The 20,996-nt window shown below is 38.5% G+C and carries 22 protein-coding genes; 10 read left to right on the top strand and 12 right to left on the bottom strand.

Annotated features, from left to right (window positions below; translation table 11 throughout):
* The first annotated feature begins 33 nt into the window (after window positions 1-33).
* Entirely contained in the window at window positions 34-687 is a 654-nt protein-coding gene (locus DSM106972_RS22395; protein ID WP_233787403.1) for a Uma2 family endonuclease, read from the top strand.
* A 204-nt stretch (window positions 688-891) separates the two neighbouring features.
* Here the strand turns inward: DSM106972_RS22395 and DSM106972_RS22390 are convergent, their stop codons facing one another.
* From DSM106972_RS22390 to DSM106972_RS22365, 6 genes are all read right to left on the bottom strand, one after another.
* Complete coding sequence (locus tag DSM106972_RS22390; RefSeq protein WP_019489093.1) at window positions 892-1,113, bottom strand: hypothetical protein; 222 nt, start codon at window positions 1,111-1,113, stop codon at window positions 892-894.
* A gap of 41 nt (window positions 1,114-1,154) precedes the next feature.
* Window positions 1,155-1,862 carry a hypothetical protein gene (locus DSM106972_RS22385; protein ID WP_127082789.1) on the bottom strand — a complete coding sequence of 236 codons (708 nt, stop codon included), beginning with the start codon at window positions 1,860-1,862 and terminating at the stop codon, window positions 1,155-1,157.
* A gap of 153 nt (window positions 1,863-2,015) precedes the next feature.
* The gene (crtD, locus tag DSM106972_RS22380; protein ID WP_127082788.1) at window positions 2,016-3,521 is read right to left on the bottom strand and encodes a C-3',4' desaturase CrtD; all 1,506 of its coding nucleotides are present in this window, start codon (window positions 3,519-3,521) and stop codon (window positions 2,016-2,018) included.
* A 345-nt stretch (window positions 3,522-3,866) separates the two neighbouring features.
* Window positions 3,867-4,205, bottom strand: coding sequence for a type II toxin-antitoxin system PemK/MazF family toxin (locus DSM106972_RS22375; RefSeq protein ID WP_127082787.1), 339 nt, complete (start codon window positions 4,203-4,205; stop codon window positions 3,867-3,869).
* 62 nt (window positions 4,206-4,267) lie between these two features.
* Window positions 4,268-4,924, bottom strand: a complete 657-nt coding sequence (locus tag DSM106972_RS22370) for a tetratricopeptide repeat protein (protein WP_127082786.1) — start codon at window positions 4,922-4,924, stop codon at window positions 4,268-4,270.
* The gene (locus DSM106972_RS22365; RefSeq protein WP_127082785.1) at window positions 4,914-5,435 is read right to left on the bottom strand and encodes a P-loop NTPase family protein; all 522 of its coding nucleotides are present in this window, start codon (window positions 5,433-5,435) and stop codon (window positions 4,914-4,916) included. Before DSM106972_RS22365 ends, DSM106972_RS22370 begins: the two co-directional genes overlap by 11 nt.
* 207 nt (window positions 5,436-5,642) lie before the next feature.
* Here DSM106972_RS22365 and DSM106972_RS51500 point away from each other — a divergent pair, with 207 nt between their 5' ends.
* From DSM106972_RS51500 to DSM106972_RS22350, 4 genes are all read left to right on the top strand, one after another.
* Window positions 5,643-5,792 carry a hypothetical protein gene (locus DSM106972_RS51500; RefSeq protein WP_158632862.1) on the top strand — a complete coding sequence of 50 codons (150 nt, stop codon included), beginning with the start codon at window positions 5,643-5,645 and terminating at the stop codon, window positions 5,790-5,792.
* A gap of 957 nt (window positions 5,793-6,749) precedes the next feature.
* A complete protein-coding gene (locus tag DSM106972_RS22360; RefSeq protein ID WP_127082784.1) occupies window positions 6,750-7,862 on the top strand; it encodes a WD40 repeat domain-containing protein in 1,113 nt (370 codons plus the stop codon).
* A 168-nt stretch (window positions 7,863-8,030) separates the two neighbouring features.
* Window positions 8,031-10,151: a WD40 repeat domain-containing serine/threonine-protein kinase gene (locus DSM106972_RS22355; RefSeq protein ID WP_170213592.1), complete on the top strand. Its 2,121-nt coding sequence runs from the start codon at window positions 8,031-8,033 to the stop codon at window positions 10,149-10,151.
* Window positions 10,152-10,287: 136 nt separating this feature from the next.
* Window positions 10,288-10,995 carry a hypothetical protein gene (locus DSM106972_RS22350; RefSeq protein WP_127082783.1) on the top strand — a complete coding sequence of 236 codons (708 nt, stop codon included), beginning with the start codon at window positions 10,288-10,290 and terminating at the stop codon, window positions 10,993-10,995.
* A gap of 68 nt (window positions 10,996-11,063) precedes the next feature.
* Here the strand turns inward: DSM106972_RS22350 and aspS are convergent, their stop codons facing one another.
* Together aspS and DSM106972_RS22340 are read right to left on the bottom strand one after the other, a co-directional pair.
* Window positions 11,064-12,359, bottom strand: a complete 1,296-nt coding sequence (gene aspS / locus DSM106972_RS22345) for an aspartate--tRNA(Asn) ligase (RefSeq protein ID WP_127082782.1) — start codon at window positions 12,357-12,359, stop codon at window positions 11,064-11,066.
* 286 nt (window positions 12,360-12,645) lie between these two features.
* Window positions 12,646-13,458 (bottom strand): pentapeptide repeat-containing protein, encoded by an 813-nt coding sequence (locus DSM106972_RS22340; protein WP_127082781.1) that lies wholly within the window; start codon window positions 13,456-13,458, stop codon window positions 12,646-12,648.
* A 27-nt stretch (window positions 13,459-13,485) separates the two neighbouring features.
* On the opposite strand from DSM106972_RS22340, the gene DSM106972_RS22335 reads away from it, so the two are divergent.
* Window positions 13,486-14,394: a phosphodiester glycosidase family protein gene (locus DSM106972_RS22335; RefSeq protein ID WP_127082780.1), complete on the top strand. Its 909-nt coding sequence runs from the start codon at window positions 13,486-13,488 to the stop codon at window positions 14,392-14,394.
* Window positions 14,395-14,418: 24 nt separating this feature from the next.
* Here the strand turns inward: DSM106972_RS22335 and DSM106972_RS22330 are convergent, their stop codons facing one another.
* From DSM106972_RS22330 to DSM106972_RS22315, 4 genes are all read right to left on the bottom strand, one after another.
* A complete protein-coding gene (locus tag DSM106972_RS22330) occupies window positions 14,419-14,832 on the bottom strand; it encodes a hypothetical protein (RefSeq protein ID WP_019489103.1) in 414 nt (137 codons plus the stop codon).
* Between the two features lie 80 nt (window positions 14,833-14,912).
* On the bottom strand, window positions 14,913-15,269 hold the full coding sequence (locus DSM106972_RS22325) for a Spx/MgsR family RNA polymerase-binding regulatory protein (protein WP_127082779.1): 357 nt from the start codon (window positions 15,267-15,269) through the stop codon (window positions 14,913-14,915).
* A gap of 92 nt (window positions 15,270-15,361) precedes the next feature.
* Complete coding sequence (locus DSM106972_RS22320) at window positions 15,362-16,681, bottom strand: PhoH family protein (RefSeq protein ID WP_127082778.1); 1,320 nt, start codon at window positions 16,679-16,681, stop codon at window positions 15,362-15,364.
* Window positions 16,682-17,139: 458 nt separating this feature from the next.
* Window positions 17,140-17,991: an alpha/beta fold hydrolase gene (locus tag DSM106972_RS22315; protein WP_127082777.1), complete on the bottom strand. Its 852-nt coding sequence runs from the start codon at window positions 17,989-17,991 to the stop codon at window positions 17,140-17,142.
* A gap of 55 nt (window positions 17,992-18,046) precedes the next feature.
* Between DSM106972_RS22315 and DSM106972_RS22310 the strand changes: the two genes are divergently transcribed.
* The 4 genes from DSM106972_RS22310 (at window position 18,047) to DSM106972_RS22295 (ending at window position 20,984) form a co-directional block, all read left to right on the top strand.
* Window positions 18,047-18,562, top strand: a complete 516-nt coding sequence (locus tag DSM106972_RS22310; protein WP_127082776.1) for an Hsp20/alpha crystallin family protein — start codon at window positions 18,047-18,049, stop codon at window positions 18,560-18,562.
* Between the two features lie 119 nt (window positions 18,563-18,681).
* The gene (gene cbiD / locus DSM106972_RS22305) at window positions 18,682-19,755 is read left to right on the top strand and encodes a cobalt-precorrin-5B (C(1))-methyltransferase CbiD (RefSeq protein ID WP_127082775.1); all 1,074 of its coding nucleotides are present in this window, start codon (window positions 18,682-18,684) and stop codon (window positions 19,753-19,755) included.
* Window positions 19,756-19,823: 68 nt separating this feature from the next.
* On the top strand, window positions 19,824-20,573 hold the full coding sequence (locus DSM106972_RS22300) for a cobalt-precorrin-6A reductase (protein WP_127082831.1): 750 nt from the start codon (window positions 19,824-19,826) through the stop codon (window positions 20,571-20,573).
* A gap of 60 nt (window positions 20,574-20,633) precedes the next feature.
* On the top strand, window positions 20,634-20,984 hold the full coding sequence (locus tag DSM106972_RS22295; RefSeq protein ID WP_127082774.1) for a hypothetical protein: 351 nt from the start codon (window positions 20,634-20,636) through the stop codon (window positions 20,982-20,984).
* Window positions 20,985-20,996 lie beyond the last annotated feature (12 nt).

The raw sequence follows: 20,996 nt of genomic DNA, 5'->3' as shown, positions 1-20,996 counted from the left end.
ATTGTTAAACTATATTTTAAAGGAGATATTTAAATGGCTACAACTATTAGTGTCGTCAAACCTATTAGCCAAATGCATTTTGCTCCTGGTAGCGTTGTCACTATTTCTAATGTCACCTGGCAGGAATTTGAAACTATATTACAGGAATTAGGTCAAAAGCGCACGTCACGAGTAGCTTATTACCAGGGTACTTTAGAAATTATGGTTCCTCTGCCTGAGCATGAAATACCAAGAGATTTTATTTCTGATATCGTTAAAACTTTATTAAGAGCCAAAGGTGTGCGCTATCAACCTTTTGGTTCCACTACTTTTAAAAACCACGGTGCAGCTGGTGTAGAACCAGATGCCTGTTTTTACATCCAAAACTATCAAACCATGATTGGTCGTAGGCGCCTTGAACCAGGTGACCCTCCACCAGATTTAGCAATAGAAAGTGATGTTACTTCAAAAACAACGATTGAGGCTTACGAGTCAGTTGGAGTTCCAGAAGTATGGATATATAATAGCGGTAAATTAACCATTTATTTGCTGCAAGCTAAAAAATATACAAAGTCTGAAACGAGTCCAACCTTTCCTCAAATACCCATAACAGAGCTTATTCCTCAACTTGTAGAAAGAAATTGGCAGGTTGGAAGTCTTCAGGCACTAGAAGAATTTGAAGAAACGCTCCCTAATCTTAAATTTTAATAAAATATAGTACTAAGAATTTTGGCGTCTAAGATTATTAAATTTTTAGTATACTTTTTATCCAAATAACTCCGCATCCCTTAACCTATACTTCCATAACGTTAAATTAAAATTAAAAACTCCACTTAGCAATTCTTAATATTGGGACGGGCAGGGATGCCCATCCCACAAGATTTATGCTCATCCCACAATATTTATATTTGTTTATGATTCTAGAACTTCTCGGCAATAGAATTGTACTAAATTTTCCAACTTTTCCTGTGGACAACATTCAATTAAAGCTTCAAACACTTCAACAAGCTTTGCAGCATCTTCTCCCAAAGTTGGACTTAAGCTCCAAATATCTTCTATCCACTCATGAGGACGGTCGGTATCAAAGATAAGACGTTCGAGTAATTTCTTTGCTTCAGTTTTTGATAGTGACATAAGTTTTATGTGTAGTTATGTGTATCTCTTATGTATAATATTTACTTTTTAACAGCAAACCACTGCTTAGTAGTTAGGTTTAACAAAAAGACTTCTTGATTTTCTTCATAGACATTTTTGTCATTTTCGGAATTTCCTTCGGAATCTGTATCAAAAGTAATAATTTTACCCTTTTCGATTCTTAAACAGTTCTTTTCTTGAATATATTCACTGCTGTGTTCATAAATCCAACCAGGATTTTCACCTTTGGTATTTAGCTTTTTCATTTCAAAGGTATCACAATCGAGTAAAAACACGCGCGTTTCACCAAGAACTCGGTCTTGTTGATATCCCAAACTTCCAATTATATATATATTGTTATCAACGAGTGTTGCCGAATGGTAATGTGAAGGCTGAAAAAAATTCATTGGATAGCCGTAAATGTTAATTTCCCCATTGGGATGTTTTACGACGACATCATTATATATACAATAATCAGGGTCAAAATACTCTTCATGCTCACCACCTATATGTACAACACACCCATCTGGTAGTACTGTACTTGACATCCCATGTCTTTGAAAACACCAAATAGGACCTTCGCGTAATTTATTTGTACATCCAAATTCTTCGCGTGCTTCCCAAGCAGAATAACCAGTTTCGACCATATATAGCCAAAACTCAAAATTCATTGGGTGAGGATTATCATGCCCAAACTTTGGATACTTTTGACGCTGAAACGTTTCGTAACTTACCGTCGCATATACCATACAGCAATCCAGAATTATTCCTTAATCACGTTTTATCCTACCCTACCCTTCGGGAAAACTTCGTTAACGGGATATCCTCCGGATAACGGTAAAACCTCCGGTTTACATGTTTATTTAGTTAAATGCCTTAATTAACTCACGACTGCTGCTATATTAACTTATCTGAAGTCCTGCTTCAATTTGTCTGACTACCGTTAGCGCAGAATAGCTAACACCAGCAGTTCCTTCACCTGGATGCGTAGAGTCACCGACTAGCCACAAACGTGGTATAGGTGTACGATTAGCAAAACCAAAAGGGCCAAAAGTTGGAATGCGTTGCCCAATTCCTCCTACTATCCCTTCAGAGCGTGCAGTATAGCGGTAGAAAGTGCGGGGTGTTGCGGCTTCAACATGAACGATAGTTTCAGGTTTTAAATAAAAATATTTATTTAGATGTGATATTGCTTCCGAAGTAAACCTTTGTTTTAAAGCTTCATAATCTTCGGTCTTCCACCATCGTTCCACATCGACAAACGACGAGGCTATTATTGTCGCTTTACCAGCAGGCGCCCGTCCATCACCTTCATGGCTGACAGAAACAAATAGCGAGTTATTTTCCCCAACTGGGCCATTGGGATTATACAAAAATTGTAGATGTGGTGGACATTCAGCAGGAATAGCACTTGCGTCAACACCAAGATATATAACAAAGGCGCCTGATGGTGAAGGAAGTTTTTCTACGCGCTTTTTATAACCCCGTGGCGCCTTGTCTCCTAACAGCTGCACTAAATTTTGCACTGTGACGTTAGCAACTATATGGTCTGCGGGTTCTTCCCACATCTCCCCAGTTTTCTGGTTTTTAACTGTGACGCTAACAGCTTTACCTTTCTTAACAATAATATTTTCTACACTATGCCGCATCAAGAGCTTTCCAGCATCACGTTCCAAAGCAGTGACTAAACAGTCGCTCAGAACTTGCATACTGCCTTTGAGATGAAATAAACCTTGCGGCGCCTGTGAGACAGATAATGCAGTTGCGGCATAAAGTAACGCAGTTTCTTCGGCACTTACCTGTGAATATAACTTGAGTTGTAAATCTAAGAATGTTCGTAACCGTTGGTCATGAGCTAGCTTATACGCGCGCAGTGCATCACCAACAGTAAATAAAGTGTATGGTACAGTAATAAAAGTACTTGGGCGCACAGCTTGAGTCAACTGCCACAAATCCCAAACATTGCGTGGTGGCAGTACAGGGTCGCGTCCTTGAAATTGCCAACTGGCTTTAAATAACTCAGCTAATAATCCCCAAAATGGTTCGCTACCAGGAAACTGACGAATACGTTCTTCATGCCATTTTACTGGGTCACGCCAAACATTAATAGGAGTACTTTCTCCAGGTAGAAACACAGCACAAGCTGGGTCGCAATGTGTAGCTTCTGGTATATCAATATTTAACTCCGAGAAAATCCGGTGATGAATACCCCCTGCTTCCAACCCCGCAACTTGAGTGGCGCCAACATCAAAGGTAAAACCCTTACGCTTAAACGTCGAAGCGCAACCACCCGGTACTAACGCTTGGTCAAGAATTAAAACGTCGTATCCACGATGCGCTAATAACGCACCAGCAGTTAGTCCACCAATTCCGGCGCCGATGACAACCACGCGAGGTTTTTTACCCATAACATTTACCTTGGCATTTTTACTCTAACTTTTAGATTTTTTAACATATCTACTTATATTGTTACATCTTTCTGAGTAAATAAGTCAGACTAGTAAAATTTCTGACACACAAATCTTGGCACGGTAACAATATGGCTAGGTAGCGCAAGCGATAACAGCGTTGGTTGTCTCAACAGCAAGGTTCAAGTAAATAGTTATTGCATAAATAAAATCAACATAGAAATAGTGATAAATATTAGCTTAATAACAAAAATTTAAATCGAAAATAATTATTTATAGCTGCAATTAATAAAATATATTTAGTTTATAAAATACATGTAGAGACGTTACATGTAACGTCTCTAACTAGGCACGTAAAAAATTGAGTAATTTATCTAAAATTTGTTGTTGCGTTTCTAGAGAAAATTCCCCTAACTCACGTAGAACAAGCGACTGACGCAGCGTTATTAAATGGTCTAATCTAATAGTTGAAGCCTTGTGTAAACCGCTGGTAGGAAAATCAGGATGACTCGTATTAATAACAATATCAGTCTCTAGTAACTCGCAAGGAATCATACTAGTAATTAAAGCAAGAGTGATGTGTTGATTTGCTCCTACAGGGTTAGTCAAGCAAACTGCCGGACGTGCCTTAATAGAAGATAAATCATCCAACGGAAAACTTACTAAAACAACTTTACCCTTCACAAACTGAAATCCTGTTCTTTAAAATATAAGTACTTTCATTTTTGCTCGCATTGAAATGCTATCTATAATAGTGCCATAAACCGCGCGTTATCACGAATACCATCAAAATCAACATCAGTTTTGACCATTTCTCTATACTCAGCATCTAAATTAATTGCTTGTTGTAAATCTCGCAGTGCCAAGTCAACATTATTCAAATGACCATAAGCACAAGCACGATTATACCAAGCATTTGCATACTCAGGGTTTAAATCTACTGCTTTATTGTAAGATTGTATTGCTTCCTTTAATTTTCTTAATTGAAACAAAGCGTACCCACGACTATCCCAAGCTTCGTATTTATCAGGTTTAATTTCAACAGCTTTATCGTAAGCTGCAACAGCTTCGTCTAATCTTCCTAAGTCAACCAGTATATTACCTAGATAATAGTATACTTCAAGGTAATCAAGTTTAATTTTAATTGCTTCATGGCAAGACGCTATTGCTTCGTCCCATTTTTCTAACTGACCTAGCACCTTAGCACGGTGATACCATACTTCATAGTTATCAAATTTAATTTCAAGAGCTTTGTCATAAGATGTAACAGCTTCGTCTAATCCCTCTAAGTCAATCAGCGTAAGACCTCTGTAAAACCATGCTATGTAGTAATCATATTTAATTTCAACTGCTTTATCATAGGATTCAATTGCTTTGTTGAGCTTTCCTAATTTACCTAGCACTTGGTTCTGTTTGCAAATTAGCTATAATTTTTGCAAACTGGGCAATTTGTGCTTCTACACCAATTTTTTCCAGAGAAACTTCAGATAGTGCAAAGTCTTTTAATTCTTCCCAACGGTCTTTTAACCAATTAAGTAGAGGCGCCGGATTAGCGTTATCCTTTAAAGATTCAAGTAAATGTCGCGTGCAGGCTAATAGTATATCGGTATACTGTGCGTCTTCTGGCTCAATATCTTCTTCATAAGCGGCAAAATAAACAACAAAACAACCTTGTTTATCTAAATAATCTTGAAGACGTAGCAACTCGGTTGACTTTCCGGCGCCACGATGACCACCGAAAAGCTGGCAGGTCATTCTATCGGACATTAAAATTTCTCTACCGACTCCCACCAAAATATCACCATCTCCCCGCACACTATTACAGTTTACGTATGCTGGGTCACCTGCGGGCAAAGGACGAAACGGGTCGAAAGCATTGTATAGACGTTTTAAGAACTGAAAATCTTGAGTCATAACTAGTTAAAATAACCAACGCTATGTTACCTCATCCTCTGTAGACTTTACGCTTAATAAGTTAAAAATACTTAGTCTATTACCACAGAGACACGTAGATGCGCTTCGGTTCCGGAGCGTCTGCACACAGAGAGTAATGTAGAGATGAGATAGCGTTTTAAAATAAACGAGTAAGTCGGTTTAAATAATTAAAGCTTCGTAGCCACTGTGGAAGCGCATCGCTTACTACAAACTAATTTTCTAGCTTTACGTTTTTTAACAAATTTTGGTTTATTCTCGCCGAGTTATTTAGTAGTTGATGGGCGCCAATCGTACTACTGGTTAGCTCAACCAGTAGTACCAAAAATACGGATTTGAAGTAATTGCAAGATTTAAAATAGTTACTTGATGTGAACCAGTAGTAGACTTCCAAAGCGGCAACCTGAAACTAATCGAGCCAACAGTACTACTGGTTAGCTCAACCAGTAGTACCAAAAATAAAGATTTCAAGTAATTGTAAGATTAAGAATAGTCACTTGATGTGAAAGAGTAGTACTTAATGGGCGCCAGCCTGAAAGCAAACTAAGCCAGTAATACCAAAAATGGTGCTTTGAAGTAAACCAGTAGTACTATTAAAAGCCGATTATCACAAATTATCGTTATTTATACTGCAAATCGGGAAAATCTAGAGTTTTACAGCAAATATCAGGTATATGAGGTACATACATAATGCCCAAAACCTTGTAAAGACCGTACATGTACAGTCTCTACATGCACCGCATGTACACTAAATCCGCTGTATTATGATATCCAAGGCAGAACTCAGATTCTACCCTACCCTTCGGGATATCCTTAGGATAACGGGAAAACTCCGTTTACGCTGCGTGACTAATGCAATTTGAATCTGCTTTTGGTGTAAAATCATCTATCCGTTACATCCGTTACATCCGTTGCCAATTTCCCTCTTTGAACAATGCAACGCGAATTCTCTTAAAGATTTAGGCAAATTTTATGTTGATTTTTAAAGATTGTGTGAATTCAATATTTAATTTCAGTAATATACATGAACTATCTATGTCTATAGATTGTAGTCAATAGAAGCATTAGAGCAAATCAGTATTATAGACGCATTTATACACTTAGTATAGGGATGTATTTAAAGAAACTTCTCATAATTGATATTTTTATATCTATTATAGAAAAATACGTAAAGTTACCTTGAAATTTTCATATATTTTGTGTTCTCACCAGCTAATTGTACGTAATTACAAGACTAAGTTTACAAACCGAACTTAGTGATAATACTGGAAAAATCCGTAATGCAGTATATATAATATGAGTGCTAAAAAGTCTTTATCTCAAATTAATGTTATAAAGTTTACAAAGTTTATAAAACCTATCAAGCATATTTCTTGCAACAAATTTTTAATGTTGATTATCGCTTTTTTAGGATTCGGAGGCGCCTGGTACTGGCAACCATTAACAAATATGTCTCGAATAAGTCCCTTGGCACATGCAACAGGGGTAACACAAGCTTTGACGCTGACTGGACATTTGGGAACAGTGTCGGTAGTAGCTTATAGTCCTGATGGCATGACAATTGCTAGTGCAAGTAGCGATAAAACAATCAAGCTGTGGGATGTAGTTACAGGAAAATTACGTGACACACTTGTAGGGCATACTCAGGAAATCAATACTATTGCGTTTAGTCCTAACGGTAAAATACTCGCAAGTGGCAGCTTGGATGGAACTGTAAAATTATGGGATGCCAGTATAGGGAAACAAGTTCGCACTCTTACTGGACACGCTGCATCTGTACAGTCTGTTGCTTTTAGTCCAGACGGTGCCATTTTGGCTAGCGGAGGTTGGGACCAGAATGTTAAAGTGTGGGATGTAACGAAAGGAATATTAATCAGGACGATTAATGGGAATTGTGATGTTATTAATAGTCTGGCTATTACAGTGTTACCGAAAGAATTTAGTTTGAGTAAACGAGGTCATGAAGCCATAATTGCTACAGCTACTCAATTCGACAGTAAAATCAAAATTTGGGATTTAAAAACAGGGCAAAGAGTACAAACTCTGGCTGGACATGATGATAGTGCGGTTACAGCATTGGCTATTAGCCCCGATGGTAAAACTCTTGCTTCTTCAGGGTGGGATAAAACTGTTAGACTTTGGAACCTTGAAAATAATGAAGAAATACGTACTTTAAAGGGACATACTGACCGCGTTTGGTCTGTTGCATTTAGTCCAGATGGTAAAACTCTTGCTAGTGGAAGTTGGGATAAAACTATTAAACTTTGGAATGTACAAAAAGGTAAAGCAATTAATACATTCATCGGACATAGTAACCGTATTTGGTCAGTTGCTTTTAGCCCAGACAGCAAAAATCTAGCTAGTAGCAGTTTCGATAATACTATTAAGGTCTGGCACCTAGAATTGTAGAAACTAGGTTTCTTGTTTACAACTTGTAATGAAAACGACAATTTTTAATCAGAAACCTGGTTTCTTAATTTAAATAGATTAAATAATTAAAAATTAGGCAAATTAGCAGAGATATTTATTAGCTAGCGCTATCATTAACATCTATACTGGAACAAAGTTGCTGTGAAGATGCTCTGCTGCCTAAACCCAGATTGCCCCAGTCCTATCAATCCTGACACAAATCAGTATTGCCAGAGTTGCAGCGCACCTCTGACCATATTACTTCGAGGTCATTATCGTGTTACTAAAGTACTTTCCGATGAGGGAGGTTTTGGCAGAACTTATTTGGCAGAAGATGTTGATAAGCTTAATGAACGTTGTGTTGTCAAGCAATTAGCACCCAAAGTCCAAGGTACATGGGCTTTAAATAAGGCTATTGAGCTTTTTAAGGAAGAAGCCAAACGTTTACAAGAGCTTGGGAGACATTCGCAAATTCCAACGTTGCTTGCCTACTTTGAGCAAGATAATTATTTGTATCTCGTCCAAGAGTTTATTGAAGGTCAAAATTTATTTAGAGAACTGCAACAGCGAACAAGTTTTAATGAGGCTCAAATTCGTGAATTATTTATGTACGTGTTACCTGTACTGAATTTTATTCACGAACACGGAGTTATTCACCGTGATATCAAGCCTCAAAATATCATGCGTCGTTCACTTCAATACAGTACTTTTCGCTCGACACCACATACATCAACATCAGGAATACACAAACGTGGTGGTGATATCGTTTTGATTGACTTCGGCGCCTCAAAGCAGTTAACTGCGACAGTCCAAACTAAACCAGGCACAACCATTGGTTCGTTTGGATACAGTCCAATTGAACAAATTAACGGTGGTGAAGCGTATCCGGCTAGTGATTTATTTAGTCTAGGCGCCACGTGTTTTCATTTAATGACTGGTGTTTCACCATTCCAACTATGGACAGAATACGGATACAGTTGGGTAAATTCATGGCGCCATCATCTTCGACATGAAGTATCTAATGAATTGGGAGAGATTCTTGATAAACTGCTTAAAAAAGATATCAACCAGCGCTATCAATCGGCTGAAGAAGTACAAAGGGATTTAGATATAGGCGCCACTTCATCAACCTCCAATGGACAAATTCCTTTGCCTTCCTTATCAACAAACAATCAGCGTCGGTTCTCATCACAACGGTTATTTAAACCCTCACCCCTAGCACAATTCCTAGCTAAATTTGCATCTATACGTTCAGCGTTCCTCGCAAATACCAAAATAGCAAAATCTTTATTAATAAGTAGCGCCGTATTAGTGGTCAGTTTAACTGGTACGCAAATATACGGCTATATGCGGTACAAAATATTTCCAACGGCGCCAACATTTTTGATTAGTAGTTTGCCCAGCAGTGCTTTCTTGCAACAAACAATTTCAGCACATTCAGGTTACGTGATGTCTGTTGCAATTAGCGCAAATAGAAAAACTTTAGCTAGTGGTAGCACTGACAAAACTATCAAACTGTGGAGTCTGGATGGTGAAGAAATTCGTATGCTGAGAGGTCACAATCAAAGTGTAATGAAAGTTGTCTTTAGTGCCGATAGTAAAACTTTAGCCAGTGGTAGCACTGATAAAACAGCAAAACTGTGGAACGTTGAAACAGGGCAAGAAATCCGCACGTTTGTAGGTCATAATGATGCTATTACCGATTTAGCTTTTAGTCCAGACAAAAAAACACTTGCTACAAGTAGCTCTGATAAAACAATAAAACTTTGGAATATTGCCACAGGAGAAGAAATTCGTACCCTTAAAGGTCACATAAGTAGAGTTACATCAGTTGCATTTAGTCTTGACGGTAAAGTAGTTGCAGCAGGAAGTAATGATAAAACTATTAAGTTATGGAACGTTTCCACTGGAGAAGAGTTTCGTACCTTAAAAGGTCATAAAGATACCGTGACGCAAATTGCCTTTAGTCCAGATGGTAATCAAATTGCTAGTGGAAGTAGCGACAGAACCATCAAACTCTGGAATGTATCCAACGGTCAGGAGTACCGAATGCTTCAAGGTCACACCGATACAATTTGGTCTGTTGCCTTTAGTTTCGACTCTACAATGTTAGCTAGTGCCAGTAGTGACACAATGATTAAATTATGGAATCCTTTCAGTGGTGAAGAAATTCGCACCCTGCAAGGTCATAATAGCCGCGTTTGGTCTATTGCTTTTACTACAGATGGCAAAACACTTGTCAGTGGTAGTGAAGATGGCACTATTAAAATTTGGAGAATTACTCCTTGAACACTAACGTCCAAAACCTGTTACGTTCAAAATCCTGTATAGACGTTACATGTAACGTCTATACATGTATTCCATGATACATCTATATCAACATAGCTTAGGTTTAAAATGAGATTGAATTTACCTAAGCAACCACATGTATTCTACATTACTTTTAATCTCGCAGTTATTAACTGTTCAAATTACTGATATAAATAACACTGTCAATGTAAAATACCCTTATCTATGTACACAGGCTGAAATAGTTAATACAAAACAAAATCAAGCTTCAAAAAGAAAAGGTAGCTTTCAAGACATGTTAAATGCGCTTGGAGAACGTGAGACAGGCAGAACAGGCGCCACTGCGTATAGATTTATTAATCCTCAATTATATTTCCTTGGTAAGTATCAGTTTGCAGAAGTTTTATTAAGACGTTTGGGTTATTACAAGGCACAAGTTTACTATGGGAATGGCGCCGATAAGAATTATTGGCGTGGAACGTGGACTAACAAACGTGGTATTGATAGTAAAAACAAATTTTTAAATTCCCCAAATGTACAAGAAACAGCAATCAAAGAAGCTTTTGCTGTGTACTGGCAAGATGTAAACTCTCTACTCAAACAGCGAGGCAAATCAATCAATCAGTATCTTAATAAACCCATCAAGTTTAAAGATGGTAATAAATTAAAAACTATCACCATTACACTTTCGGGTCTTCTTGCTGCTACACACTTACGCGGGCCAGATAACATGGTAAATTTACTTGTACAGGGTAAAGTTTCGCGCGATGAATTTGGTACTTCAATTTTAGATTATTTAGAAATGTTTAGCGGTTACGATACAACTTTGAAGGATATTCAATAATTAGTTGAAAGTGCTGAGTGCTGAGTATTATTCCAAACTCAGCACTCAGCACTCATAACTCAGCACTTTTATGGTGTGATTCGATACCTGTCGCGTGGGTAAAGCGATGCTTGTCGAACGTTGGGTAGATTTAAGATTCGGGAAGTTAAACGTTCTAAACCAATTGCTAGTCCTCCATGTGGTGGCATTCCTAGTTCAAACATTTGTAAATGATTTTCAAATGAGGCGGGATTGAGATTACGATTTGTTAAGGATTGTTTTAAATCTTCGCGTTTGTGTAATCTTTTCCCACCTGTTGTAATTTCAATGCCTTCAAATAATAAGTCAAAACTTTGTGAGGCGCCTTCATGACCACGCGGGTATGTGTAAAAAGGTCTTGCAGATAAAGGAAAACCAATTACAAACAGCGCTGCGACTCCTGTTTCGGCTTCCGCTAGCTGACAAAGTTGACGTTCAGCTTCTGGGTCTAGGTCGTCAATAAGGTCGTTACGACCAAAGTGATGATTAAGTAGTTTCAAACATTCTGTAAATTCCCAAGTGGGTACATTCAACATTGAGGGAAGTAATTTTGTTCTGTAATGTTTAAGTTGGTCTGCGAAGTTTTGGTTCAACTGCTCAAAAATAAACGTTAGTAGCTCTCGTTCTAACTCAATTACTTCTTCAGCACTGTTAATAAACCCCATTTCCAAATCTAAAGAGTAATATTCCGTCAAATGTCTACTACTTGCGTGAGGTTCTGCACGATAAACGTAACCAGTCTCAAACACTCGCTCTAAACCTGAAACACCATACTCTTTGTAAAACTGCGGACTTTGAGCAAGGTATGCTAGACGTTCAAAATATTTGATTTCAAACAAATTAGTTCCACCCTCAGTTCCGCTAGATACTATCTTGGATGTGACTATTTCAGTAAAATATCTGGCGCCTAAAAATTGCCGAAAGTATTGCAAAATAGCTGCTTGTATCCGAAAAATATCACCTATCTCACTATGACGCAGCGACAACGGACGGTAAGCCAAGATAGTTTCGATACCAATATCAGAAATATCTGAACTGGAATTAAAAGGCAGTATAGATACTTGATTAAGAACATTAATCTCAATAACTTCTAACTCAAAACCAAGTTTAGCTCGTTTATCGGGCTTGATTTTACCTCTTATTTCCAAAGGTTCATCGAGCTTGAGCTTCAAGTCTCGCACCAACTCAGAAGCTACAACACATTGCACTTGACCACTACAATCCTTGACGACAATAAATGTAGTACGAGCAAGTTCTCGCAGATGCAGTATCCATCCACAAATCACAACTACTTCAGTTAACGACGCTTCCAACGAAGCAATAAATCTTTTTGAGCAAAGTACCATGACAAAAAACCCTTATATGGGTTAAGTTTTACTCGCTGGAACCGTATTAACGGCGGTACCATCCAGCTTCCACATCCCGCGCACTGTTAACTTCAAGTCAGCACACCATGAACATGACACCTTGTTGCAGTCTCGTTGCACATACGTTTTACCCTACTAATCGCCAATGCTAACCATCTTAATTAACATTTCCTTTTCGAGTAAACCTCTCAGAGGGGTCTTTCCTCTTCCACGAGTTACAACCATACTACATAAAATCTAAAAACATTGCAACGTGACAAATAACTCATCCGTTACATCCGTTATATCCGTTGCAAACCGACTCATCAAATTTAGCATTAGATAAATCGGCGCCTTTAAATGATGTAACACCAACACTAGTAATTTCTTTAACTGCCTGTAGCAAACAAAACATAGTTGATGCAGTAGCAAATAAAGTCAGACATATAAAAATACTTCCTAATAAAATATTTGGAATACTTAGAAAGGCAAACGCCAAACTACTAAGTAAAAAAGCAAACCCATAATTTGTAATACAACCAGTAACCGCAACCACAACCCGTACAAACCCAGTTTTAAATTTAAAGCATACAAATGCCATAACCAAAGATGCGAAAACTGCCGATATCACCGCAATTTGAGGATTATTACCTTGACTACTACCACCATAATAAAACCCAAGTAAAGCTCCAGAAGCGGCGCCGGATATAATTGTAGTCAAACGGTAAAAAATAGAATTTTCTTTAATAATACGCTTTAAACTAGCGCACAACCCAGCTATACCCAAACTAACAAACAAAGCTACACTGTAAGACCAGGCTGACTCTTCAGGAGTGCGTCCAAGTACACCAAACGACATTTCACTGACTGCTTTAAACGTAATAATAGCTACTACACACGCAATCGTTAGCACAAAAACAAAAACCCTTGGCGATTGACCAATCTTGGCTCCTGTCAAATTAACATCTTTTAACTGTGCATTACTAAAATCACATCCGCGAATATCCGCACCGCTAAAGTTGGCGCCATTCAAATTAAGTCCTTTAAACGAGCGATTTTGCAAATTTTGATTTGAAAAGTTAAGGTGGGAAGAATCCATATTTGATTTTCGGAACTAAAACCAGCGATGCAGCATCAAGTCAAAATTCGTAAGCAAAATATTGCCTTGATAATAGGAACGATTATACTGGGTTTTCCATTAATACTATATGGGTGGTTACATTTTATACGCCCACCTCGCACAGCAGAGCAGCGTGAATTATTTCAAGGTATTATTTATCAGCGTATAGCGCGTGTTACACCACGTCCGGTCTTGATACATATCATCAGCATTGACTTAACGGCGCCTGGAGTCAAGCCATTTGTAACTCCAGGTGCAAGTGTTTTAAAAACAGATACAGAAACTATAGCCAAAACTATACCTGAATTCGTTAATGAGTTGAAACTACAGCTAGCTATTAACGGCAGTTACTTTTATCCTTTTCGCGAAGCTACACCTTGGGATTATTATCCACAGACAAATGATACGGCAAATGTATTGGGACAACTTATATCAAATAGTAAGACCTATTCGTCAGTAGAACCAAAGTGGAATGTATTGTGTTTTACAGCAAATAACCAAGTTCAAATTCCAGGTGGTGAAGAATGTCCTGCGGGTACAGTTCATGGAATAGCAGGTGCCGAAATTTTGATACAACGCGGCAAAACCCAGAGTAAAATTGACAATAAAGATAAACCTTACCCGCGTGTTGCCGCAGCAGTTGACAAAGAAGGTAAAAAGTTATGGCTAGTTTTAGTAGATGGTAAGCAACCTTTATATAGTGAAGGACTAACTAAAACCGAATTGACTAAATTTATAACAGAATTTGGCGCCTATACAGCACTAAACCTTGACGGAGGAGGTTCAACAACCTTGGCAATATCTACCCCCAATGGCGCCAAACTTCTTAACGCACCAATTCATACAAAACTGCCAATGGTAGCTCGTCCAGTTGCCAACCACCTAGGATTTTATGCCAACCCCACCCAAAAATAACCACCCACGTACTTCCAACAAATATTAACGCTCAACACTAAGCATCTGTGCCAATTCAGCGTGCATCAAAGCAATATTAGGGTCACGTTGAATTGCGTGAAAGTATCGCTGCTCTAAAGGTGTACCTTCATTATTAGGTTGGAGTAACGTTCGAGCTTGCTCCAATAACTCATTAGGCTGTTCAATTGCTACAGGCTGTTTTGAAAACAACACTTCATCCATTCGGACGATTAGCTGCGAAATTCCATGTAGCCAGTTAAACCACTCATGGTTTATAACTAGCCCAAGGAACTCATTACTCGACTGGATATGTCCGTATATTTGCTCATATAAGGTCCGTTCCGAATCTAAAAGCGCTTTGTGCAGACGCAGCAGTAAGCGACGTACTTCCCGCAAGCGTTGGATTGCAAAATCGAGGGTTTGATTACTTGAAGACATCGAATCTGGATGAATTACAACACTATAGTGATTCTGTCACATCTCGGATGTAGTATACATGTATTTAGTATACTCAGTATCTAAATCCCCAATTTTTCGCGTATTTCTTCATTTGTACCTTTAAACCCAACCATAACTGCTGTTTCCTCTTTTACAAATAAAGGACGCTTTAGTAGCATGGTGTCTTGAGCAAAAGCTTCAACCCACTGTTCATCGCTCCAAGTTTTTCTTTCTTCACCTAATGCACGGTAAGATTGACCGGAAGTATTCCGCATTGGTAGCGAACCTAAACTCTTTACCCAAGCTTCGATTAATTGCCGTGCAGGAGGGCTTTCTTTAGTATTAATAAATTCGTACTCTATCTCATTAGTTTGTAGCCATTGCAAAGCTTTTTTGCAGGTGCCACAGTTAGGAATACCGTAAACTTCTATACTCATTTTAGATTTTAGATTATTGAAAAATGGGAGCATCTTACATTTGCAAGCTTATTGTCATGAGTTTCGCACTCAGCACTCAGCACTCAGCACTCTTAAAGCAATAATGCTGCTCGTTCTGCCAAGTTAGAACGTTCTCCTTTGCCTAGGGTGATGTGACCTGCTAGGGGTTCTTCTTTGAAACGTTCTACTATGTAGGTTAGACCGTTGCTTGCTGCGTCAACATATGGATTATCTATTTGGTCTGGGTCTCCTGTTAATATTATTTTTGTACCTTCCCCTGCGCGTGTGAGGATAGTTTTTACCTCGTGGGGTGTTAAATTTTGCGCTTCATCAACAACCAAGAACTGTTTGGGTATGGTTCTACCACGAATATAAGTTAATGGTTCGATTTGCAGCATACCACGCTCAATGAGTTCTTCGTGTCCCCGGCGCCAGTGTGCGGGTTTTCCAGAAGGGTCTTGTGTACCAAAGATTAAATCAAAGTTGTCATACAAGGGTTGCATCCAGGGAGTGAGTTTATCTTCGATGTCTCCTGGTAAAAAACCAATGTCCCTTCCCATTGGGACAACGGGACGAGATATAAGTAACCGAGTGTAGATACGTTCGTCAGCAACTTTTTGTAGTCCTGCGGCAATAGCAAGCAGTGTTTTTCCGGTACCGGCTTTGCCAACTAGCGTTACCAAAGGTATAGAATCGTTCAATAATAAATCAAGAGCAAATTTTTGTTCACGGTTACGGGGTTGAATGCGCGAAACGCTACCGTTAGAAATTTTAGCTAGAGGAATAATTCTACCGTGGCTAACTACTCCCAAACCTGTGTGTGAAGGGTTTGATTTATCGACAAGAGTTACAGCTTGGTTTGGGAAAAACTTGGTATCAAGCATCACACATCCCAATTTATATAGTTCGTCAACCTCTGATGTCTCAACAAGTGCTTCTGCTGTACCTGTATATAGTTCATCGATATCAACTTTATCGGTTTCGTAGTCTTCTGCTTCTAATCCAACTGCATCAGCTTTAATACGTAGGTTTGTATCTTTACTTACCAGGACTACGTGCGATGCTCCTGTCCGTTTTATTTCTAAGGCAACTGCAAGAATTGCGTTATCTCCATTGCCGTGTGCGAGTTCAACCGGAAGCGAGTTTAGTATTTCTCTGCTACAAAGAGCTACTTTGACGGTACCGCTGTTATTAATTGTGACTCCATCAATTAAATGACCTTGTTCACGTAAAGCATCTAAAGAACGTGATACTTGACGTGCGTTACGTCCCGTCATTTCCGCTTGCTTCTTAAAGCGGTCGAGTTCCTCTATCACTGTAATAGGCAACACCACATCATTGTCCTGAAACCGTAATATCGCGGTCGGGTCATGTAGCAAAACGTTGGTATCAAGGACAAAGGTTTTTTTCATAGTAATTATTTTATGTTGGCACCCAAAGCCAAATAAATTTTAGATTCGCTCAGGTTGAGTTTGAGATTCAATATCAAACTTCTCAAAATTTCAACTTAAAATTTAAAACTTATTTGTATTTATTTACAAGACAAATTTACACTATAAAGTGTTATATAGTTTATACCAAAAGATATTCAATCGAAAGTAAAGCTATTTTAAACAGCCCTGAAATATCCAGTAAGTATACCTATATTTATATATTCCACCAGACAGGCGCCTGACACCAACCGTAAAATTTCGGGTTTATTTGCGAGCCATCTAGAAACAAAATGATATTTTTATGTAAAATTAGCTATGAAGTTAACACAAGGTGCAGTATGCCAGAACCTGACAAGAACATTATCAACATCGACCCTGTAACTGTGGTGGTTATCTTAGCCGTACTAATTCTGGCGCCACTTTTACTGACAGGTTTTCTAGGTCAATAAGTCTTTTTGCTCTCCCAAAAACTTTTCAACCGTTCGATTAAACTCTTCCGGTTTAGTCAAAAATGCCCAATGATTACCGGGTACTCTAGTCACATGTAAATTTTTTAGGTAAGTTTTATAGGGTTTGAGTTGCCATTCTTGACGATTTACACCTTTTTCTGGCTGGATAAACAAAGACGGTGTATCAATGGGTGTTGTAAAACCAGGAGCGCGCATAACTTCCTCAAAAATTCCATCGCGTGCGGCTATAGTAAATTTGCTACCCCAAGTTCCATCTAATTTTTGCTCAATACTGGCTTGAAAAACTTCTTGCTGTAAAGGTGTCCAATCTTTATATTGGTTCATTTGTCTGGCTTTTTCTATAGCAGCTTCATAACTAGAGAAAGGCCCCATTCCTTGGAGGAAAGGTAATACTTTGTATAAAAATGGAAAAGTTAACTTAAAAACGCTAGGTATTTTCCAAATAAAAATTGGGTCTACCAATATCATACTCCGCAGGCGCCCCCTACTTTTGCGTGCCCAAATTGCCGCAAGCTTTCCCGACCACGAATGTGCTACTACATGAGCAGATGACCAACCGAGTTTATCCATTAGTGCTTCGAGGTCATTTATTGCTAGCTCAAAACTATAATAGTCTTTTTCAGGTTTGCCGCTTTCACCATGACCACGCATATCTGGCGCCACAATATGATAATCACGTGCTAAATACTCACCAGTACTCAGCCAAACTAAGGCATTATCTGCCATACCGTGCAACAACAGCAGTGGCTCGTTTCCTTGATTCCATTCGAGGTATGATAGCTCGATATCAGTTTTTGTATGAGTATAACGTACAGGCATAATTTTGAAAATTCTCGCTATATTCAAAGAAAAGGCATTTATGTGAATTATAAGTATGGTACTAATACGCTGGCGCCCCTTTCAAGAAATTCAAGTCTTACACCGTCAAATGGATAGAATGTTTGATGAGATATTTGGAGGTAGTAGCTATAACTTACCAGCAATACAAAAACCAAATATCGAATTAAGAGACACAAACGACAGCTTGATTTTACGCGCTGAAATAGCTGGTATTGACGGTAAAGACTTAGAGGTTCATGTCGCACGACAAGCAGTATTAATCAAGGGTGAAATACATTACCATAATAACTCAAATGAACAGGGCTTTTATCATACGGAATTTCAGTATGGTAAATTTGAACGAGTTATTAACTTACCAATACCTGTGAAAAACGAACAGGTAAATGCTGAATTCAAAAATGGTATCTTAACTTTGATATTACCCAAAGACCAAGATACCAAATCTAAAGTCGTGAAAATCAACTTCGGTGACGACAACCGTGCGCTACCTGGTTCAAATGCACCGTGGGAGGCGCCAAAAATTTTAGATGTGCCAGTTCAAAAGGCATAATTATCTATATCTCTTGTGGAGATATATCTTGTGGAGCGGGCATCCTTGCCCGCCTTTTGTATTAAACTTTTGGGACGGGCAGGGATGCCCATCCCACAAGAGAAATTTAAAATTATCTAATGGCACGTACAGGTTACACTCTACCAGTTTTCGCGGTTGCTGCGGCAAAGGCTGCTTTGCTTCGCTTACAAAATACAACAGAATCTATATCTACTGTTACTCTTGATTTGCTTGACAATACAGCAATAATAGAGATACAGCAAGTTGCTGGTTTAGAAACGCATACAGCTTTGGCTATTACAAAAAGCGACCCAGGAGACAATTTAGATTTAACAAAGAATACTCCAATTTGGGCATTAGTAAAGTTATCACCACGACAAGAGCAAGTATTGGTACTTGAAGCGGGTGAAGGGTTAGGCAAAAATCAAATGGGTGAAGCAGCTATTTACAGCTTTGCTCGTCGATTATTTGAGACAAATTTATTATCTATAATACCCGAAGATAAAACTGCGACAGTACGAATTATTTTTCCAGAAGGGCGCCTGCTTGCACAACGTACATCAAATGAAGCTTTCGGTATATTAGAAGGTTTAGCTTTACTAGGTACCAGCGGTATTTCAAAACCACTAAGTGTTGAAGAACACTTAGAAGAATTCCGTACTAATTTACAAGACAAAGTTAAAAATAATCCGAATTTAGTATTTTGTATAGGTAGCAATGGTTTCTCTGTCGCACAACGTTTATCTATACCAGAAGATGTTATTGTACAAACTGGAAACTGGATAGGCGCCTTGCTTGTGGAAGCAGGATTGTATAAAGCGAGTTCAGTATTATTATTAGGATATCAAGGAAAGTTAATTAAATTAGCCGGCGGTATTTTTAATACATCGAGTCATTTAGCTGATGCGAAGTTAGAAATTATAGCTGCTGCTGTAGTAGAAATAGGGGGAGATATGCAAGCAGTAAAAGCAGTATTAGAAGCGAAGACAGCAGACGCAGCACATAAAGTTTTAATTAACTTGGGGTTGGCAGATAATGTATTTGGGTATTTGGCACAGAAAATTAGCCAGAAAGCGGAGAGTTATGTGAAAAAATATGCTGATGTTTGTTTAAGAGTGAAAGTTATTTTATTTGACCGTAAGGGGGTAATTCTGGCAACGGATGCAACGGATGTAACGGATGGTTTTTCATGACCAATTAATTATCCGTTACATCCGCTCTATCCGTTGCTAGTTGGGTCTATTTACATACGTGTATGATGTTGAAACGATTGTTAATATTGGGTGGGACTGGTGATGCTTCCGAACTTGCGGCAATGGCTTCTAACATACCTGGTTTGGAGGTAAGAGTGTCACTTGCAGGTCGCACTAGCCAACCGGGTGAAGTATCAGGAATTGTTAGGATAGGTGGTTTCGGTGGTATTGATGGCTTAGTAAAATATTTACAAACAGAACAAATAGATTTACTTATCGACGCAACTCACCCATTTGCTTCCCAAATATCATGGAATGCAGCAGCAGCTGTCAAGGAAGTTAAAATACCTAGCTTAATGCTTGTTCGTCCCGCATGGGAAAAAGACAAAAATGATAACTGGATAGAAGTAGAAAGTGTCGAAACAGCAGCAAATATTCTCCCTAGTTTAGCAAAACGAGTATTTCTCACCATTGGTAGACAACAACTGGCGCCTTTCGCCAATCTCAATAATATCTGGTTTTTGATGCGCGCGATAGACCCTCCCTCACCCGACACACCTTTACCGCAGGGCAAATTATTACTTGCACGTGGACCTTTTTCACTCGAAGACGAAAAGAAACTTTTGCTTGAGTACGATATAGATACTATTGTCAGTAAAAATAGCGGTGGTGGCGCCACTTATGCAAAAATTATCGCAGCACGGGAACTAGGCATAAAAGTCCTAATGGTACAGCGTTCAGCAATGCCAGAAGTAAAAAGGACTGCTTGCGTTGAGGGTGCGATGGCGTGGTTAGTGTCTAAACTAGGTGTTTATTAAATTTTTTGAAGAAAGTTTTGAAGTTAAGTTTACACAATTGATAGTTCAGGAGGATAGTTAATGTTAGATATCACATTTTATTTACATAATAAAGAAGAAGCTGAAGCTATTGAAATTTCTGATGATTTTTATCATTGGTTAGCTCAATCCCAATTTTCTAAAATTGGTCAACCTCAAACTCAAGAAATTACGGTAGATGGAGAAACTGCAAAAGTTTCTGCAATTCAACTTGAAGGTATGAACCGGAGGAAATTCAGCGACTTCTTCCGTAACGCTATTGTTCAAGAGAGTGACGAATTAGTTGGTTCTTTAGGTAATTCTTCATCTAAGCAAAATTATCAAGATGCTACATATAGATTAATAATTCTTCAAAATTTACGTAAATGCATAGAAAATGAAGAGTATAAATAGTTTCAGAGATTA

Origin of the sequence: Dulcicalothrix desertica PCC 7102, assembly GCF_003991905.1 — a bacterium.
Classification (GTDB): domain Bacteria; phylum Cyanobacteriota; class Cyanobacteriia; order Cyanobacteriales; family Nostocaceae; genus Dulcicalothrix; species Dulcicalothrix desertica.
Note: the sequence above shows the minus strand (reverse complement) of the source record. Positions and strands in the feature narration are given on the sequence as shown.

Coding starts and splice junctions, on each gene's coding strand:
- DSM106972_RS22395 (WP_233787403.1), top strand. CDS start 34: ATGGCTACAACTATTAGTGTCGTCAAACCTATTAGCCAAATGCATTTT.
- DSM106972_RS22390 (WP_019489093.1), bottom strand. CDS start 1,113: ATGTCACTATCAAAAACTGAAGCAAAGAAATTACTCGAACGTCTTATC.
- DSM106972_RS22385 (WP_127082789.1), bottom strand. CDS start 1,862: ATGGTATATGCGACGGTAAGTTACGAAACGTTTCAGCGTCAAAAGTAT.
- crtD (WP_127082788.1), bottom strand. CDS start 3,521: ATGGGTAAAAAACCTCGCGTGGTTGTCATCGGCGCCGGAATTGGTGGA.
- DSM106972_RS22365 (WP_127082785.1), bottom strand. CDS start 5,435: ATGACTCAAGATTTTCAGTTCTTAAAACGTCTATACAATGCTTTCGAC.
- DSM106972_RS22360 (WP_127082784.1), top strand. CDS start 6,750: ATGAGTGCTAAAAAGTCTTTATCTCAAATTAATGTTATAAAGTTTACA.
- DSM106972_RS22355 (WP_170213592.1), top strand. CDS start 8,031: ATGCTCTGCTGCCTAAACCCAGATTGCCCCAGTCCTATCAATCCTGAC.
- DSM106972_RS22350 (WP_127082783.1), top strand. CDS start 10,288: ATGTATTCTACATTACTTTTAATCTCGCAGTTATTAACTGTTCAAATT.
- aspS (WP_127082782.1), bottom strand. CDS start 12,359: ATGGTACTTTGCTCAAAAAGATTTATTGCTTCGTTGGAAGCGTCGTTA.
- DSM106972_RS22340 (WP_127082781.1), bottom strand. CDS start 13,458: ATGGATTCTTCCCACCTTAACTTTTCAAATCAAAATTTGCAAAATCGC.
- DSM106972_RS22335 (WP_127082780.1), top strand. CDS start 13,486: ATGCAGCATCAAGTCAAAATTCGTAAGCAAAATATTGCCTTGATAATA.
- DSM106972_RS22330 (WP_019489103.1), bottom strand. CDS start 14,832: ATGTCTTCAAGTAATCAAACCCTCGATTTTGCAATCCAACGCTTGCGG.
- DSM106972_RS22325 (WP_127082779.1), bottom strand. CDS start 15,269: ATGAGTATAGAAGTTTACGGTATTCCTAACTGTGGCACCTGCAAAAAA.
- DSM106972_RS22320 (WP_127082778.1), bottom strand. CDS start 16,681: ATGAAAAAAACCTTTGTCCTTGATACCAACGTTTTGCTACATGACCCG.
- DSM106972_RS22315 (WP_127082777.1), bottom strand. CDS start 17,991: ATGCCTGTACGTTATACTCATACAAAAACTGATATCGAGCTATCATAC.
- DSM106972_RS22310 (WP_127082776.1), top strand. CDS start 18,047: ATGGTACTAATACGCTGGCGCCCCTTTCAAGAAATTCAAGTCTTACAC.
- cbiD (WP_127082775.1), top strand. CDS start 18,682: ATGGCACGTACAGGTTACACTCTACCAGTTTTCGCGGTTGCTGCGGCA.
- DSM106972_RS22295 (WP_127082774.1), top strand. CDS start 20,634: ATGTTAGATATCACATTTTATTTACATAATAAAGAAGAAGCTGAAGCT.